The organism is Novosphingobium sp., from assembly GCF_965228995.1.
Taxonomy (GTDB): Bacteria; Pseudomonadota; Alphaproteobacteria; order Sphingomonadales; family Sphingomonadaceae; genus Novosphingobium.
In genome coordinates this window covers 1,934,086-1,948,996 of record NZ_OZ245852.1, presented here as the reverse complement: position 1 = coordinate 1,948,996, position 14,911 = coordinate 1,934,086, and the positions used below count along the sequence as shown (strand labels likewise).

The window sequence follows — 14,911 nt, the reverse complement described above, 5'->3', positions numbered from 1 at the left end:
TCCGATGAAAAGCGCATATGTAGTTGGCTCGATTGACGTGGCAGAGCTCGCGCTCTGGGCGTTCTTCCTCTTCTTCGTCGCTCTGGTCTTCTGGCTGCGGCGCGAGGATCGTCGCGAGGGCTATCCGCTCGAGGACGAGATCAACGGGTTCATCGAGAGCGTGGGTGGCCCGCTTTCAACGGCGCTGCCCAAGCGCTTCATCCTGCCGTTCGATCGCGGCACCGTGGTCGCCCCGGTCGGGCCGACCGAAGGCCGCGAGCCGGTGGACATCGCCGCCAAGCGCTTCGAGAACTTCCCCGGCGCGCCGTATGTGCCGACCGGCAATCCGCTGGTCGACGGTGTCGGCCCGGCATCTTACGCCAATCGCGCCAAGTGGCCCGATCAGGACGCGCATGGCCGCGCCCGCATCGTGCCGCTTTCGAGCGAAAGCCACATCTCGGTGTGGAAGGGCGGCCTCGATCCGCGCGGCATGAAGGTGACGGCGGCCGACGGCAAGGTGGCCGGCAAGGTAACCGACATGTGGATCGACCGCGCCGAGCACCAGGTCCGCTATCTCACGGTAGAGACGACCAGCGGCAAGACCGTGCTCGCTCCGATGGCGATGGCTTCGGTGAGCGCTTCGGGCGTGAGCATCGATGCGATCAATGCGGCCGACTATGACGCCGTGCCGCAGCTCGAAAGCGCGACCGAGATCACCCGCTATGAAGAAGAGCGCGTGATCGGCTACTTCGGCGGTGGCTATCTCTATGCCAACGCCGGCCGGCAGGAGCCCATCCTGTGAGAGAGCATGATATCGAACCGATCCGCGGCCTGCCGGGTGATCTGCCTCCGGGTGAGGCGATCCTCTGGCAGGGCACGCCCGATGCCTGGGTATTTGCCCGCAGCGCGCTGGGAGCGCGGTGGATCGGCGGATACTTTGCGCTGCTCGTCGGCTGGGCGCTCGTCAGCGGGACGCCGCTGGGTGCGCTGCTGACGGCGGGCTTCGGCGTGCTGGCGATGGGCCTGACGTATGGCTTCGCGCTGCTGGTGGCGCGCAGCACGGTCTATACGATCACCAACCGCCGCGTGGTGCTGCGCATCGGCGTTGCGCTCAGCAAGTGCATCAACCTGCCGCTGGTGAAGCTGGGCGGCGCGGATCTGCGGGGCCTGGGCGCTGGCTATGGTGATATCGCCCTCACGCTGCAGGGCCCCAGCATGCTCGGCTACGCGATGCTCTGGCCCCATGCCCGGCCCTTCCGCCTTGCCAAGCCGCAGCCGATGCTGCGCGCACTGCCCAATGCTGCTGAAGCGGCCGGCATTCTGGCCAAGGCGACTGCGGCGATCGTGCCGGTGCAACAGCGCGGCGAAACCACGCAGACTGTCAACGCGCCGCGTCCCGCCCTGGGCGCACGGGAGGTTGCAGCATGAGCCTTGTTCACGATCATGAGCAAACGATGCCCAAGGGCGCGCTTACGGCTGCGCTGATGCTTGTGGTAACCGCTCTTGCACTCACCGCGCTGGTCAAAGTCGGCGTTCTGAGCCGGGAAGCGGTGCCCGCCATCGCCCGGTCCGAAGCGCACGTTGCGCCTGCACTGGTGCGCCAGCTCAGCTTCACCGACCGCGGTGACGGAGCCGTGGTGGTGCGCGATGTGAACACCGGCGAGACGGTGCGCATTCTGGTGGACGGCGTGCCCGGCAACGGCTTCGTGCGCGGCGTGATGCGGGGCATGGCGCGCGAGCGGCATATCCGCGGTGTCGGCATGGCCCCGCCCTTCACGCTGACGCTGTGGAAGAACGGCACGCTCAGCCTCGAGGACAAGGCCACCGGCCGCAACATCGAGCTTGGATCATTCGGACCGGACAACCGCGCTGCCTTTGCCGCGCTGCTGCCCGGAGGCGCCGCCTGATGAGCGCGAGCCGCTTCGATACCCCCTGCCGCATCGAGATCGAGCAGACGCCGGAGCACTTCCACGCGCATGTGCGACTGGCTGGCGATATCGAATTGCAGCCGGGGGACCGGGTCAAGGTCCACGGCGCACCGATCCGCGTTGATTTTGGTCAAAGCCTCGCCATCGACCGGATGGCAACGGTAACGCGGGCTGGACCGCTCGTGCGGCTCTGGATCAGGCTGGCCGCTTATTTCGACCTTACCGAACTCTACGAAGTCAGCTTTACGCCCGGGAGACCGTCATGAACGCCCCTACCACGATCGACCCGAAGTCGTCCGCGCATGAAGAGTTCAGCCGTGCCGCAGCAGCAGCCGGCCTCGATATCGACAGCGGCAGCAGCGCCAAACTCGATACCCTGGCCATGGCGCGCGCCGAAACGGTGCTGAGCCCGCGGTTCTACACGACCGACTTCGCCGCGCTCGATGCGATCGACGTTTCGCCGGTGCGCGCCGAGTGGGATGATCTGATTGCCGAGATGCAGGCCGACCGCAACAAGCTGCACTTCAAGCGGACGGAGAGCTTCGAGGGGATCATCGAAGGGCTCGAACCCGCGCTGCGCGAAGAGTTCACCGACTTTCTCGTCAGCTCGATGACTTCGGAATTCTCCGGCTGCGTGCTCTATTCCGAAATGGCCCGGCGCACGCGCAATCCGGACATGAAGATGCTGTTCAAGCTGCTGGCGCGCGATGAAAGCCGCCACGCCGGGTTCATCAACGAAACGCTGAAGGATGCCGGGATCGGCGTTGATCTGGGCTTCCTGACGAAATCCAAGAAGTACACCTACTTCCGGCCGAAGTTCATCTGGTATGCCGTGTATCTTTCGGAAAAGATTGGTTATGCCCGGTATATCACGATTTACCGCCACCTCGCCAAGCACCCCGAGCACCGCTTCCACCCGATCTTTTCGTGGTTCGAGGAATGGTGCAACGACGAGTTCCGCCACGGCGAGGCGTTTGCCCTCCTTATGCGCGCCGATCCGAAGCTGCTGACCGGGCTCAACCGCCTGTGGATTCGCTTCTTCCTGCTTTCGGTCTACGCCACCATGTATGTGCGCGATCATGCCCGCCCGCTGTTCCATGCAGCGCTCGGCGTCGATCCGACCGAGTATGACTACAAGGTCTTTTCGGTCTGCACCGCGATCACGCGGCAGGTGTTCCCGATCGAGCTGGAGACCGATGATCCGGCCTTCCGCCGCCGGATGGACGATCTGCTTAGCGCCAGCAACCGCATTGCCGCCGGCAAGGCGCGCGGCGGCTTGGTTGGCGCAGTGCAGCGCTACACCGGCGTCGCGGCCGCCGGCCTTGCCTTTGCCCGCATGTATTTCCACCGCACCCGCCCGAATGTCCTGCCCGCCCAGGTGCGGATGCAGCCTTCGTGGTAAGCTTTTCCGGCCATGCCGTGCCCATGGTGGTCACGCTGCTCGTGTGGTTCTTCGCCACCGGGCTGATCGCGTGGCTGGACAACCGTGACCGCGCGACTTTCCCGCGTGCGCTGGCGCTTGCGGGGGCTGGCGGCATTCTCGGGCTCGTCGCGGTCGTGGTCGGTTCGGTCATGTCCGGCATGGCGGGGGCCTATATCGGGTTCGTCGGCGCGCTGATGGTCTGGTCGTGGCATGAGGCGAGCTTCCTCATGGGCGCGGTCGCGGGCCCCCGGCGCGAGCCGAGCAATCCCGCTGCACGCGGCTGGGACCGCTTCATCGATGCGGGATCGACGCTGATCTACCACGAGATCGCCCTCGCCCTCACCGCGCTGATGCTGCTTTCGCTGGGCTGGAACGCGATCAACCCGACGGGGGCCGAAGTCTTCGTGCTGCTGCTTGCGCTGCGGCTCACCAGCAAGTTCGCGCTTTATGCCGGAGTGCCGAGCCAGGTCGGCGATCTGCTGCCGCCGCACCTCGAATACCTGCGCAGCTATTTCGGCCCGCGGCGCTTTTCGGCGGCACTGGGGCTGGCGCTGGTGTTTACGGTGGTACTGGCCGCCCTGCTCGGGCAGGCTGCGCTGGCCGCGCCCGCCGGCAGCACCGAAGCCGTCCGCGCCAGCCTGCTCTTTGCAATGGCTGCGCTGGGCGTTCTTGAACACGTGTTTCTAGCCTTGCCGTTTCGCGACGGCGCACTCTGGGGCTGGGCTCTGCCTGGCCGCCGCAATCACCTGGGCGCTTGAGGGCCCGGATCTGAGTTTTGAAGGGAAGGGGTATTTCGGCCATGGATTATGAGGCCTTCTTTACACAGGAACTCGACGGCATCCGCGGCGAAGGGCGCTATCGCATCTTCGCTGAACTGGAGCGCCATCGCGGCTCCTTCCCCAGGGCGACGCGCCATGTGGATGGCGGCACGCAGGAAGTGACCGTCTGGTGTTCGAATGATTACCTTGGCATGGGCCAGAACCCCAAGGTGCTCGACGCCATGCACACCGTGATCGACGAATGCGGCGCGGGCGCAGGCGGCACGCGCAACATTTCGGGCACGAACCGCCACCATGCGCTGCTCGAGACCGAACTTGCCGATCTGCACGGCAAGGAAGCCGCGCTGCTGTTCACCTCGGGCTATGTCTCGAACTGGGCGGCGCTCGGCACGCTGGCAGCGCGCCTGCCTGATTGCGTCGTGTTCTCGGACGCGGGCAATCACGCCTCGATGATCGAGGGCATCCGCCACAGCCAGGCCGAGCGGGTGATCTGGAAGCACAACGACTGGCGCGATCTGGATGCCAAGCTTTCGCAAGTGGCCCCCGGCCGCGCCAAGCTGGTTGCGTTCGAGAGCGTCTATTCGATGGACGGTGATATCGCCCCGATCCGCGAGATCGTTGAAGTCTGCGAAAAGCACGGCGCGCTCTCCTACATCGACGAAGTCCACGGCGTCGGCCTCTATGGCCCGCGCGGCGGCGGTGTTGCCGAACGTGAAGGGCTGATGGACCGCATCGACGTGATCGAAGGCACGCTGGGCAAGGCCTTCGGCGTGATGGGCGGCTATATCGCGGCTTCGGAAGCGCTGTGCGACTATGTGCGCAGCTTCGCCTCTGGCTTCATCTTCACCACAGCGATCCCCCCTGCCCTTGCCGCCGGCGCCTGCGCCAGCATCCAGCACCTGAAGGTAAGCGGCTACGAACGCGCCCGTCACCGCGACCGGGTGAGCACGGTGCGCCGCAAGCTCAATGCGCTGGGCATCCCGCACCTCGACAACCCGAGCCACATCATCCCGGTGATGGTGGGCGACGCGCGCAAGTGCAAGATGATCAGCGACTGGCTGCTCGACAACCACGGCATCTACGTCCAGCCGATCAACTATCCGACCGTCCCGCGCGGCACCGAGCGGCTGCGCATCACGCCCTCGCCCGTCCATACCGACGGCGATATCGACCGGTTGCTGGAAGCACTGAGCGATATCTGGTCGCAATGCGAACTGGCGCGGCGTTCACACGCAGCTTGAGGTGAACTGAAATTGGAAGGCCCGGCTTCCCGCAGGCGCGGGGGGCCGGGCCTTTTCCTTGCGGCTCGGGTTAGTGCTTTGGCGATCGCAAATCGAAGCTCTCCGCGACCCATTCCTCGCTCCTCGTCCACAAGGCCTTCGCCGTTTCCGGATCGAGCGCATAAGGCCGCACGCCCGGGCTACCGAAGCCGATGCTGCCGTCGGCGATCACGGGTGAGACCTGGCAGTCCTCGCAATAACGACCGCCTACTTCATCCGCGTCCGCAACGAGGCCAGCCCATAGCGTCGTCGCGGCGCCTTGCTGCGGCGTTTTCCATTCCATCGGCGGCTTGCCTTCGCTGGCGAGATCGGCGTTGATCTGATCGAACAGCAACTGGAGCTTCTCGCCGCCCATATGACGGGCGAGTTCGGTGCGGATGCCGCCGGGATGGACCGCAGTCGCGCGCAGGCCGAGCGCGCGATAGCGCCGGTCGAACTCGACGGCGAAGAGGACGTTGGCCGTCTTCGAACGGCCGTATCCGATGAAAGGCTCGTAGGCGGTGGTCGCGAAGTTCGGGTCTTCGAGATCGACGTTCGCAAAGCGGTGCCCGGAAGAAGCGAGCATCACCAGCCGCGATCCGGGCCGCATCAAGCTGGCGATCCGGTTCACGAAGACAAAATGCCCGAGATGGTTCGTGCCGAACTGGGTTTCGAATCCGTCGGTCGTGAGCGCGAAGGGCGGCGCCATGACGCCGGCATTGGCAATCACGAGATCGAGCGGAAGCGCATCGGCGCAGAGTGTGTCGGCTGCGCTGCGGGCACTCGCAAGATCGGCCAGATCGAGCCGGACCAGTTGCACGGCGGCGCTCTCCAATCCGGCATCGGCGAGGGCCTTGGCGGCCTTGGCCAGATCCCGTGCGGTGCCGATCACCTCAGCGCCATGGCTGACGAGGGCGCGGGCGGTTTCTACCCCCAGCCCTGCTGATACGCCGGTTACGAGGACGCGCTTTCCGGTCAGGTCGATCCCTGCAAGCACATCGTCGGTGGTGGACTTGCGTCCGAAGGTCATTGTCTTGGTTGGCATGGTCAAACTCCTGCTGGTGATCAGGAGATGGGCATCTTCAGGTTCGACTGGAACTCGCCAAATTTGCACGCATGCCATTCACTTTTGGATGGCTTGTCAAAGCACTCTCCTTGCTTTGGAGGCAAGGCGCTGTGGGGCCAGAACTGGGCAGTCCTTCGACAAGCTCAGGACGGACGGGGTGTGGGGACGGCGGCGTGCATAGCTCTCTGACGGCGCCCAATCCGCCAGCTTCGCGCCCACAAAAAACGCCGCCCCCTTGCGGGAGCGGCGCTCTTTTTGGGCGCTGATGGCAGCGAGGCTTACTTGGTCGCTTCGGTCAGGTAGGCGATCACGTCCGCGCGGTCCTGGCCCTTGGGCAGGCCGGCGAAGGCCATCTTGGTGCCGGGGACAACCCGCTGCGGCTTCTCGAGGTACTGGTAGAGCTTCGCAGGCGTCCAGGTGATGCCGCTTTCCTTGTTCGCGGTCGAATAGGAGAAGCCGGCGATCTGGCCCGACTTGCGGCCGATGATGCCGTGGAGCGAGGGCCCGATGCGGTTCACGCCCGGATCGATCACGTGGCAGGTCTTGCACTGGGTGAAGACAGCTTCGCCGTGCTTGGCATCGCCCTTCATGTCAGCAAACTTGGTGCCATCGAGCGTGGTGACGTCGTCGGCCGCGATCTTGGCGGCAGCGGGAGCAGCCGCATCAGCAGCAGCCGAAGTGGCCGCAGCGGGGGCTTCGGCAGCAGGCGCCGCGGCTTCTTGCTTCTTGCCGCCGCAAGCTGCCAGTGCGGCAGACAGGGCGATCAAACCGAGGTATCCTCTCAAATTGCTCATGGCCACTCCTTTAACGACTGGGGCAGTTGCAAACTGCCGAACGATTATGACGAAAATCGCAGACCGGCAACCGACAAACGCCGCGCAGCAGGCATGGACCGTGTTCCTTACACACATTTAATCTTCACCCGGATCAGCCGCCGGGCAATTGTCCTCAAGGGCATGTCGCGCGCACGGGCCCGATCTGCCATCGCGCCGCGCTTTTCCTTCTGCGAACGCCCCCTTTGACAGCAGCGCCAGAGCGCCCGTAAAGGCGGACGGGATGAGGGTATGGCCGTTCTCCGTACTGGTTGATGCGCGCCCGGCTGCGGCGCCTGAACGGGCGTCGGCGGAGCTTGCCCTGATCCTGCTGCTGAGCGCGCTGGCTGCCCTGCCCGCGATCTGCGCGCCGGTGCTGCCGCTGATCGATCTTGGCGGCCATGTCGGGCGCTATGCGGTGCAGCTCGATGCCGGGCGTTCGGAGGTATTGCGCAACTGGTACAGCTTCGAGTGGGGGCTGCTGCCCAACCTCGGCGTTGATCTGCTGGTGCAGCTCCTCGCGCCCGTCATGGGGCTGGAACCGGCGGTCCACCTGATTGTCGGGCTGATCCCGCCGCTCACGGTTTCGGGCATCCTGCTGCTGGCGCGCGCCGCGCATGGGCGGATCGGGGTGAACGCGCTCTACGCGCTGCCGGTGGCGATCTCGCTGCCCTACCTCTACGGCTTCGTCAATTTTGCGCTGTCGATCGCGCTGGCCTTCCACGCCATGGCGCTGTGGATCGCGCTGGAGCGCCGGCCGGTGCTGCGCACGGCGTTGTTCGTGCCGATCGGGTTCGTGCTGTGGCTGTGCCATCTCGTGGGATGGGCGGTGTTCTGTGTCTTGGCGGGGGTGACCTCGCTGGAGGCCGGCCTGCGCAAGGGGCACGGCGTGGTTGGCACGGTGATTGCCACGGGCCTGATGACCGCGCCTCTGCTGCTGGGGCAGATCATCGGCATGCTGGTGAGCAAACCGGGCGGCGATCCGGTGCCGCTGTTCGAGTACAGCAATTCGCCGCTGCGCAAGATCGAATGGCTGATGATGGCGCTGACCGACCGCTGGCTCGGCTGGGACGCGGCCTGTGTCGGGGTGATCCTGTTCGCGATCTATCTGGGGCTGCGCCATCCAGCCTTCGTGTTGAACCGGGGGCTGCTGCTGGCGGCGCTGCTCATGCTGGCGCTTTATATGCTGATGCCGGACACGATCCTGGGCTCGCGCTATGCCGACATGCGGCTCGCGCCGGTCATTCTCGCGCTGCTGGTGCTGGCTGCAGTGCCCGGGCCCGATGCGGATCGGCGGCTCGTGCACTGGCTGATGATCGGGGCGGCGGTGTTCGGACTGGCACGGCTGGCGAGCAACACGGCGAGCATGGCGATTTCGGGGCGGCAGTTTGCCGAGACACTGACGGCAATCGAAGCGGCCCCGCGCGGGGTCAATCTTGTCTCACTGTATCTCGACGAGTGCGAGACGTGGAATACCGACCGGCGGCGGCACATCATGGGCTATGGCCTGGCGCGGCGGCACTTGTTCGACAACGGGCAATGGCAGCTGCCGAGCGGGCAGCTGATCCGCATCCACAACCCCCGCCTCGCCCCGTTCGACCGCGATCCTTCGACGATCACATTTCTCCATACGTGCGGAGAATTGCCCGCCCTTCCCGAAGTGGTCGCAGCGGTCCCGCACCGGGTGCGGTTCCTGTGGGTGATCCGGCTCGATCCGAGGACGCGGCTGCCCGGATGGGTGCCGCTGCGCAAGACTGCGGACAGCGTGCTCTACCGGCGCTTGCAAACTCAACTTGATTGATAGACTATAACGATAAACTTCCAGAGCAGGATGCCCGCGATGACCGACCTTTCCAAAGCCAAGCCCGAAACCCTTGCCCTCCACGCCGGCTGGCGCGCCGATCCGACGACGGGTTCGGTCGCGGTGCCGATCCACCAGACGACCTCGTACCAGTTCCATTCGACCGAGCATGCCGCGAACCTCTTCGCGCTCAAGGAACTGGGCAACATCTACACCCGCCTCGGCAATCCGACGACCGATGTGCTGGAGCAGCGCATGGCCGCCATCGAAGGCGGCGTAGCGGCGCTGGCGGTTTCGTCGGGCCAGTCGGCCACGACGCTCGCGATCCTCAACCTCGCCAAGGCGGGCGACAATATCGTTGCCTCGACCAACCTTTACGGGGGCACGTGGAACCTGCTGGCGAATACGCTGCGCGATCTCGGCATCGAGACGCGGTTTGTCGATCCGGCGGACGTGGAAGGCTTCCGCCGCGCGACCGATGACAAGACGCGCGCCTATTATGCGGAATCGCTGCCCAATCCTAAGCTGGAAGTGTTCCCCATCGCCGAAGTCGCCGCGATCGGGCGCGAATATGGCATTCCGCTGATCATGGACAACACCGCAGCGCCGCTGCTGATCAGGCCCTTTGAGCATGGCGCGGCAGTGGTGGTCTATTCCGCGACCAAGTACATCGGCGGGCACGGCACTTCGATCGGCGGGCTGATCATCGACGGTGGCAACTTCGATTGGGAAGCCTTTCCCGAGCGCCAGCCGCACCTCAATACGCCCGATGCCAGCTATCACGGCGCGGTCTGGGCGCGCGACATCAAGCCGCTGGGGCCGATTGCCTACATCATCCGCGCGCGGGTGATCCTGCTGCGCGATATCGGCGCGGCGCTTTCACCGATGAGCGCGTTCCAGCTGATCCAGGGGCTGGAGACGATGCCGCTGCGGCTCGAGCGGCACTGCGAGAATGCGGTGAAGGTGGCGGCCTTCCTCAAGGGCCATCCCAAGGTTGCTTCGGTGATCCATCCCTCGGTGGCGACGGGCCGCGCTGCTGACCTTGCGGCGAAGTACCTCACGCGCGGCCAGGGCGGGCTGGTCGGCTTCGAGCTGAAGGACGGGGCTGACACGGGCAAGCGGTTCATCGATGCGCTGCAATTGTTCTACCACGTGGCGAATATCGGCGATGCGCGCAGCCTTGCGATCCATCCGGCTTCGACCACGCATTCGCAGCTTTCGGTGGACGAGCAGGCGGCGAGCGGGGTGACGCCGGGCTATGTGCGGCTCTCGATCGGGATCGAGCATATCGACGACATCCTGGCCGATCTGGGCGCGGCGCTGGACGCGGCTTGACCGGTCCCGCCTAAACCACACCATACTCCGCTCACCCTGAGCCTGTCGAAGGGTGCTGGCGCGTCCGTCGCGTCAGATGCTTCGACAAGCTCAGCATGAGCGGGGGTGGGGTGAGCGGATGGGGCCGAGAGGCTAGTACCCCACCGCCATGCCGTCCTTGCGGTGGTCCGAGCCGGCGCGGTACGCGCCGGTTTTCGGATCGATCATGATGCCCTGATAGCCGCCCATTTCCGAACCGTCGGCGCGCAGGACCTTGTGGCCGCGTGCGGCGAGATCGGCGCCAACGAGATCGTAGAGCCCGCTTTCGAGGCGCAGCACGTTCGACTGCTGGCTGTGGTTGAAGCGGGCGGCGTCGCTCGCGCTCTGGACGTTGGCGCCGAAGGCAAGGAGGTTGGCGAGGACCTGGGCTTGCCCCTGCGCCTGCTGGCCGCCCTGCATGACGCCGAAGGAATAGAAAGGCTTGCCGTCCTTCGTCACGAAGCCGGGAATGATCGTGTAGAACGGGCGCTTGCCCGGCGCGATGGCGTTGGGGCTGGCGGGATCGAGCGAGAAGGCATTGCCGCGGTTGCTGAGCACGAAGCCGTAGCCGGGCACGGTCACGCCCGAGCCGAAGAAATCGTAGACCGAATAGATCAGCGAGACGACGTTCCCTTCACTGTCCGCCGTGGTGATATAGGCAGTGCCGCCGAGCGCGGGAGCATCGGGGCCGATGGCGGCGGCCTTCTTCATGTCGATCCGGCCGCATTGTTCGGCCGCATAATCCTTCGAGGTGAGGCGGGCGACGGGGACGGCGGAATAATCGGGATCGCCGTTGAAGCGCGTGAGATCGGCGTAGGCGAGCTTCTTGGCCTCGACCATGAGGTGCCAGTAATCGGCCGAGCGGGGGCCGAGTTTGGCGGGATCGAGGCCGAGCTTCGCAGGGCAGACTTCGAGCATGTTCATGATTTCGAGCACGGCAAAGCCCTGCGTGCTCGGCGGCATTTCGTGGATGGTATAGCCTTTGAAGCTGGTGCTGATCGGTTCGACCCAGCGGGCGTGGATCGTATCGAAGTCCTTGAGCGAAAAACCACCGCCAAGGCTTTGGGATTTGGCGACAATCGCTTCGGCTATGGGTCCCTTGTAGAACGCGTCGCGCCCGCCGCTCGCGATCAGGCGGAAGGCCTTGGCGAGATCGGGATTGCGGAAAATGTCCCCCCAGCCCAGCGACTTGCCGCCGGGCATGTAGGTCTTGGCGGAATCCGGGTCCTTGGCGAGCAGCCTGGCGCTGTCCTGCCATTCGCCGCCGATGCGTTCGGTGAGCGGGAAGCCTTGTTCGGCAATGCGGATGGCGGGCTGGAGCGCGCCTGCAAGGCCGAGCTTGCCGTAGCGGCCCAGCAGCACCGACCAGCCATCGACCGCACCGGGGACGAGCGCGGCGTGGATACCTTCCTCGGGCATCGCTGCGCCGAACATCTTACGATAGCGTTCGAGACTGGCGCCGCTGGGCGCGCGGCCCGCGGCATCGAGCGCGACGAGGCGCTTTTCCTTGGCGACCCACGCGATGACGAACATGTCGCCGCCGATGCCGGTGGCTTCCGGTTCCACCACATTGATCGCGGCGGCGGTGGCGATGGCGGCATCGAAGGCATTGCCCCCGGCGTGGAGCACTTCAAGCCCGGCCTCGGCGGCCAGCGGCTGGCTGGTGGCGACCATACCGTTCATCGCCATGACTTCGGAGCGGCTCTGCGCGGTCCACCCCCCTGCCCTATCCCCCCGCACGGCATCGAAGGGCACGGGATCGGCGCGGCTGGCAAGCGGCATCAGCGCGAGCAGCGCGGTGCTGGCGAGAAGACGAAGGCTGGGGCGGAAGGTCATCGGATCAGGCCTGCGCTACCAGCAGCAGGCACCAGCCGGCGAGCACCAGCATCGTAAGCCACGTGCCGATCACACCCAGCGAGCGCGGCAGCGGCGGCTTGGTATCGACCGGCGCGTAGAGGCCGACAATATGCGCGGCGCGCGCGGCGAGGAACAGCCCTGCCACGACCTTGAGCCCGAGCGGCGAGGCGTGCGCCAGTTCGAGCACGCCGAGCATGAGGATGACGATCGGCGCATGCTCTGCCAGATTGGCGTGCGAGCGGCTGGCACTGATCAGCTTGGCATCGCCCTTGTCCCCGAACGCGGCGCCGAGCCGCATGCGCTGGCGCACGGTATCGAACGCGGTGATCAGCAGCATGATCGCGCAAACGGCGGTGACAAAGGCAGTAACGGGCAGGATGATCATCAGGTGTTCCTTGTGGCTGTGCAGGTCAGGCCTTGGTCCAGCCGTGCGAGAGGAGCTTTACGGTAACCTTGCCCGTGGCGACGGTGACGCCGTCTGCATCAAGCATGGGAAATTCGGCGAGGTAGCCCGCGCTGCCCTTGCGTTCGAGATCGGCGAGGAGGCCTGCGAGCGCGGGTTCGTCGAGGGCAAATTCGGCGAAGACGTCGGTCGCGGCCATCTTGTGGAACGAGACCGCGATATCCTTGATGATCGGATAGAAGCGCGCGGTATCGAGGATCGAGATGCCGGGGATCGCGGCGGTCGCTTCGGCCAGCACCGTGAAGGCGCCCATGTACAGGACGCCGACGTGGTTCTCGTTGCCCGCGAGGGGAATGCGGTAGCGCGCGTGGCCACGGCCGGATTCGAGGAGCTGGAGGCCGGTGCGTTCGACGAATTCGACGCGGTAGGTCATGGTGCTGCTCATGCCTTGTAGCGAACTTCGCCGCCGACGAGGGTTTGCTGGACGCGGATGTCCTTTATCTTTTCGGGGTCCACGCTGGCGGGATCGCCATCGAGGATCACCATGTCCGCCAGCTTGCCGGGGCTGAGCGTGCCCTTGAGGTCTTCCTCGAACGAGGCGTGGGCGCCGTTGCTGGAGAGGACCTTCAGGCCCTCCATCACGGTGATCTTCTGGCTGGGCCCCCAGACCTCACCATTCCAGCCCTTGCGCGTGACCATGCCTTGCAGGCCCATCAGCGGCGCGAAGGGGCCGGGCGGGAAATCGGAGCCGGCGCAGACGGGAACGCCCGCATCGATCATCATGCGGTAGGCCATCATGTGTTCCATCATCTCCGCGCCGTAGAAATGGAACTTGTCCGCATTGTAGTAGGCATAGCTGGTGAACAGTGCGGGGACGACGCCGAGCGCCTTGATCCGCGCGACAAGCTCGGGAGAGACGTTGGTGCAGTGGGTGATCTTGGGGCGGCGGTCGGCAGGCCCGAGCAGCTTCACGCCCCGTTCGTAGGCATTGAGCACCATGGCGATGGCGACATCGCCGTTGGCGTGGAAATTGGGTTGGATGCCGGCGCGGAACTGCTTCTCGACCCGCGCATCGATATCGGCCTGCGTCAGCGTGAGGTTGCCATAATAGGGCGGCGTGCGGCCCGGGTAGGGCGTGGCGCGAGACATGGTGCGTTCCGAGAACGAACCGTCGGCGGTCTGCTCTGCCGTTGCACCGAAGCGGATCCATTCATCGCCGAAGCCGCTGCGCACGCCGTTGGCAATGAGCGCGTCGAGCATTGCGCCCGAGGTTTCATAGGTGACGCGGTGAAGCAGGCGGCCTTCGCGGCGGATCTGCTGGATCGCCGCGAAATCGTCCGCCAGCCCGGTGCTTGCGGCGACAAGGCCCGGCGCAGTGTGGCAGACACTGGTGAGACCGTAGCGGACGAATTCGGAGCTGATCTTCGCCTGCCCCGCAACGGCGCGGGCGCGCAGCTGTTCAGGGGAGAGATCGGGCTCCTTCGCAGCATCGCGCACGACATCGAGCGCGGCATCGGTGATGCGGCCGGTGAGATTGCCATTGGCATCGCGGTCATAAGTGCCGCCGAAGGGATTGGGCGTGTCGCGAGTGATCCCGGCGTTCTTGAGCGCGAAGCTGTTGACGACCGCAGTATGTCCGCCGCGGTGGGTGACGATGACCGGGTGCGTGGCGGAGACGCGGTCCAGATCGGCCATGACGAGCGGGCGGCCGTCCTTGATCTTGGTATCGTCATAGAACTCGCCGCGCACGAGACGGCCCGGCGGGGTTTGCTGGGCGCGGTCACGCATCAGCGTGACGATCCGCTCGATGGTGAAGAACTCGACCTCGAACGGATTGCCGACGAGGACATCGCCAAGCAGGCTTTCGCCAACCGCATGGAGGTGCGCATCGTTGAAGCCGGGGACCACGGCCTGCCCGGCAAGATCAATCACTTCGGTGCGGGATGTGGCAAGCGACTTGAGCTCGTCCCAGGTGCCGACGCCAACGATGCGGCTGCCTGAAATGGCAATGGCATCGGCGAAAGGAACCGCCGGATCGAGCGTGTGAATCCGCGCGCCCTTGTAGATGCGCGTGGGGGCAGGATCGATGATCGCCGCCCACGCGCGGGGCGAGATGCCGGCCAGCGTGAGCGCACCGCCGGAACCAATAAAGCCGCGCCGCGTGATTGCCAGTGATGCCATGGATTGCCCTCCCCGATAAGCCCGCCCATCGTGCGGGCTTGAGGCGGCACTGGCAAGGGGGATCACGCCC

Annotated in this window: 15 protein-coding genes; 9 read left to right on the top strand and 6 right to left on the bottom strand. The window is 65.5% G+C overall.

What is annotated here, in order from left to right; all coding sequences use genetic code 11:
- The first annotated feature begins 4 nt into the window (after window positions 1-4).
- Genes puhA through hemA form a run of 7 tightly spaced genes read left to right on the top strand, consistent with a single transcriptional unit; the run spans window position 5 to window position 5,350 of the window.
- Window positions 5-781: a photosynthetic reaction center subunit H gene (gene puhA / locus ACO056_RS09195; protein ID WP_421854996.1), complete on the top strand. Its 777-nt coding sequence runs from the start codon at window positions 5-7 to the stop codon at window positions 779-781.
- Window positions 778-1,407 carry a photosynthetic complex putative assembly protein PuhB gene (puhB, locus tag ACO056_RS09190; RefSeq protein WP_421854993.1) on the top strand — a complete coding sequence of 210 codons (630 nt, stop codon included), beginning with the start codon at window positions 778-780 and terminating at the stop codon, window positions 1,405-1,407. Before puhA ends, puhB begins: the two co-directional genes overlap by 4 nt.
- Window positions 1,404-1,886, top strand: a complete 483-nt coding sequence (puhC, locus tag ACO056_RS09185; RefSeq protein ID WP_421854990.1) for a photosynthetic complex assembly protein PuhC — start codon at window positions 1,404-1,406, stop codon at window positions 1,884-1,886. Before puhB ends, puhC begins: the two co-directional genes overlap by 4 nt.
- The gene (locus tag ACO056_RS09180) at window positions 1,886-2,173 is read left to right on the top strand and encodes a hypothetical protein (protein ID WP_421854987.1); all 288 of its coding nucleotides are present in this window, start codon (window positions 1,886-1,888) and stop codon (window positions 2,171-2,173) included. Before puhC ends, ACO056_RS09180 begins: the two co-directional genes overlap by 1 nt.
- Window positions 2,170-3,309 carry a magnesium-protoporphyrin IX monomethyl ester (oxidative) cyclase gene (gene acsF / locus ACO056_RS09175; RefSeq protein ID WP_421854984.1) on the top strand — a complete coding sequence of 380 codons (1,140 nt, stop codon included), beginning with the start codon at window positions 2,170-2,172 and terminating at the stop codon, window positions 3,307-3,309. Before ACO056_RS09180 ends, acsF begins: the two co-directional genes overlap by 4 nt.
- Complete coding sequence (puhE, locus tag ACO056_RS09170; protein WP_421854981.1) at window positions 3,303-4,088, top strand: putative photosynthetic complex assembly protein PuhE; 786 nt, start codon at window positions 3,303-3,305, stop codon at window positions 4,086-4,088. Before acsF ends, puhE begins: the two co-directional genes overlap by 7 nt.
- Window positions 4,089-4,129: 41 nt before the next feature.
- The gene (hemA, locus tag ACO056_RS09165; RefSeq protein WP_421854978.1) at window positions 4,130-5,350 is read left to right on the top strand and encodes a 5-aminolevulinate synthase; all 1,221 of its coding nucleotides are present in this window, start codon (window positions 4,130-4,132) and stop codon (window positions 5,348-5,350) included.
- A gap of 70 nt (window positions 5,351-5,420) precedes the next feature.
- Here hemA and ACO056_RS09160 read toward each other — a convergent pair whose 3' ends face one another.
- Window positions 5,421-6,413, bottom strand: a complete 993-nt coding sequence (locus tag ACO056_RS09160; protein ID WP_421854975.1) for an SDR family NAD(P)-dependent oxidoreductase — start codon at window positions 6,411-6,413, stop codon at window positions 5,421-5,423.
- A 299-nt stretch (window positions 6,414-6,712) separates the two neighbouring features.
- Entirely contained in the window at window positions 6,713-7,228 is a 516-nt protein-coding gene (locus ACO056_RS09155) for a c-type cytochrome (RefSeq protein WP_421854972.1), read from the bottom strand.
- A gap of 262 nt (window positions 7,229-7,490) precedes the next feature.
- Between ACO056_RS09155 and ACO056_RS09150 the strand changes: the two genes are divergently transcribed.
- Both ACO056_RS09150 and ACO056_RS09145 read left to right on the top strand, forming a co-directional pair.
- Complete coding sequence (locus tag ACO056_RS09150; RefSeq protein WP_421854969.1) at window positions 7,491-9,047, top strand: GtrA family protein; 1,557 nt, start codon at window positions 7,491-7,493, stop codon at window positions 9,045-9,047.
- Between the two features lie 39 nt (window positions 9,048-9,086).
- Window positions 9,087-10,382: an O-acetylhomoserine aminocarboxypropyltransferase/cysteine synthase family protein gene (locus tag ACO056_RS09145; RefSeq protein ID WP_421854966.1), complete on the top strand. Its 1,296-nt coding sequence runs from the start codon at window positions 9,087-9,089 to the stop codon at window positions 10,380-10,382.
- A 132-nt stretch (window positions 10,383-10,514) separates the two neighbouring features.
- Here ACO056_RS09145 and ggt read toward each other — a convergent pair whose 3' ends face one another.
- From ggt to ACO056_RS09125, 4 genes are read right to left on the bottom strand one after another with little or no spacing between them, the layout of a single operon-like run.
- Entirely contained in the window at window positions 10,515-12,236 is a 1,722-nt protein-coding gene (ggt, locus tag ACO056_RS09140) for a gamma-glutamyltransferase (protein WP_421854963.1), read from the bottom strand.
- A 4-nt stretch (window positions 12,237-12,240) separates the two neighbouring features.
- Complete coding sequence (locus tag ACO056_RS09135; protein WP_421854960.1) at window positions 12,241-12,642, bottom strand: MAPEG family protein; 402 nt, start codon at window positions 12,640-12,642, stop codon at window positions 12,241-12,243.
- A gap of 25 nt (window positions 12,643-12,667) precedes the next feature.
- Window positions 12,668-13,093, bottom strand: coding sequence for a PaaI family thioesterase (locus ACO056_RS09130; protein ID WP_421854957.1), 426 nt, complete (start codon window positions 13,091-13,093; stop codon window positions 12,668-12,670).
- Between the two features lie 8 nt (window positions 13,094-13,101).
- Complete coding sequence (locus ACO056_RS09125) at window positions 13,102-14,841, bottom strand: amidohydrolase (protein ID WP_421854954.1); 1,740 nt, start codon at window positions 14,839-14,841, stop codon at window positions 13,102-13,104.
- Window positions 14,842-14,911 lie beyond the last annotated feature (70 nt).

What these genes read in the sequence shown, in the direction of transcription:
- puhA (WP_421854996.1), top strand. Translation starts at nt 5, where the DNA reads ATGAAAAGCGCATATGTAGTTGGCTCGATTGACGTGGCAGAGCTCGCG.
- puhC (WP_421854990.1), top strand. Translation starts at nt 1,404, where the DNA reads ATGAGCCTTGTTCACGATCATGAGCAAACGATGCCCAAGGGCGCGCTT.
- ACO056_RS09180 (WP_421854987.1), top strand. Translation starts at nt 1,886, where the DNA reads ATGAGCGCGAGCCGCTTCGATACCCCCTGCCGCATCGAGATCGAGCAG.
- acsF (WP_421854984.1), top strand. Translation starts at nt 2,170, where the DNA reads ATGAACGCCCCTACCACGATCGACCCGAAGTCGTCCGCGCATGAAGAG.
- hemA (WP_421854978.1), top strand. Translation starts at nt 4,130, where the DNA reads ATGGATTATGAGGCCTTCTTTACACAGGAACTCGACGGCATCCGCGGC.
- ACO056_RS09160 (WP_421854975.1), bottom strand. Translation starts at nt 6,413, where the DNA reads ATGCCAACCAAGACAATGACCTTCGGACGCAAGTCCACCACCGACGAT.
- ACO056_RS09155 (WP_421854972.1), bottom strand. Translation starts at nt 7,228, where the DNA reads ATGAGCAATTTGAGAGGATACCTCGGTTTGATCGCCCTGTCTGCCGCA.
- ACO056_RS09150 (WP_421854969.1), top strand. Translation starts at nt 7,491, where the DNA reads ATGAGGGTATGGCCGTTCTCCGTACTGGTTGATGCGCGCCCGGCTGCG.
- ACO056_RS09145 (WP_421854966.1), top strand. Translation starts at nt 9,087, where the DNA reads ATGACCGACCTTTCCAAAGCCAAGCCCGAAACCCTTGCCCTCCACGCC.
- ggt (WP_421854963.1), bottom strand. Translation starts at nt 12,236, where the DNA reads ATGACCTTCCGCCCCAGCCTTCGTCTTCTCGCCAGCACCGCGCTGCTC.
- ACO056_RS09135 (WP_421854960.1), bottom strand. Translation starts at nt 12,642, where the DNA reads ATGATCATCCTGCCCGTTACTGCCTTTGTCACCGCCGTTTGCGCGATC.
- ACO056_RS09130 (WP_421854957.1), bottom strand. Translation starts at nt 13,093, where the DNA reads ATGACCTACCGCGTCGAATTCGTCGAACGCACCGGCCTCCAGCTCCTC.
- ACO056_RS09125 (WP_421854954.1), bottom strand. Translation starts at nt 14,841, where the DNA reads ATGGCATCACTGGCAATCACGCGGCGCGGCTTTATTGGTTCCGGCGGT.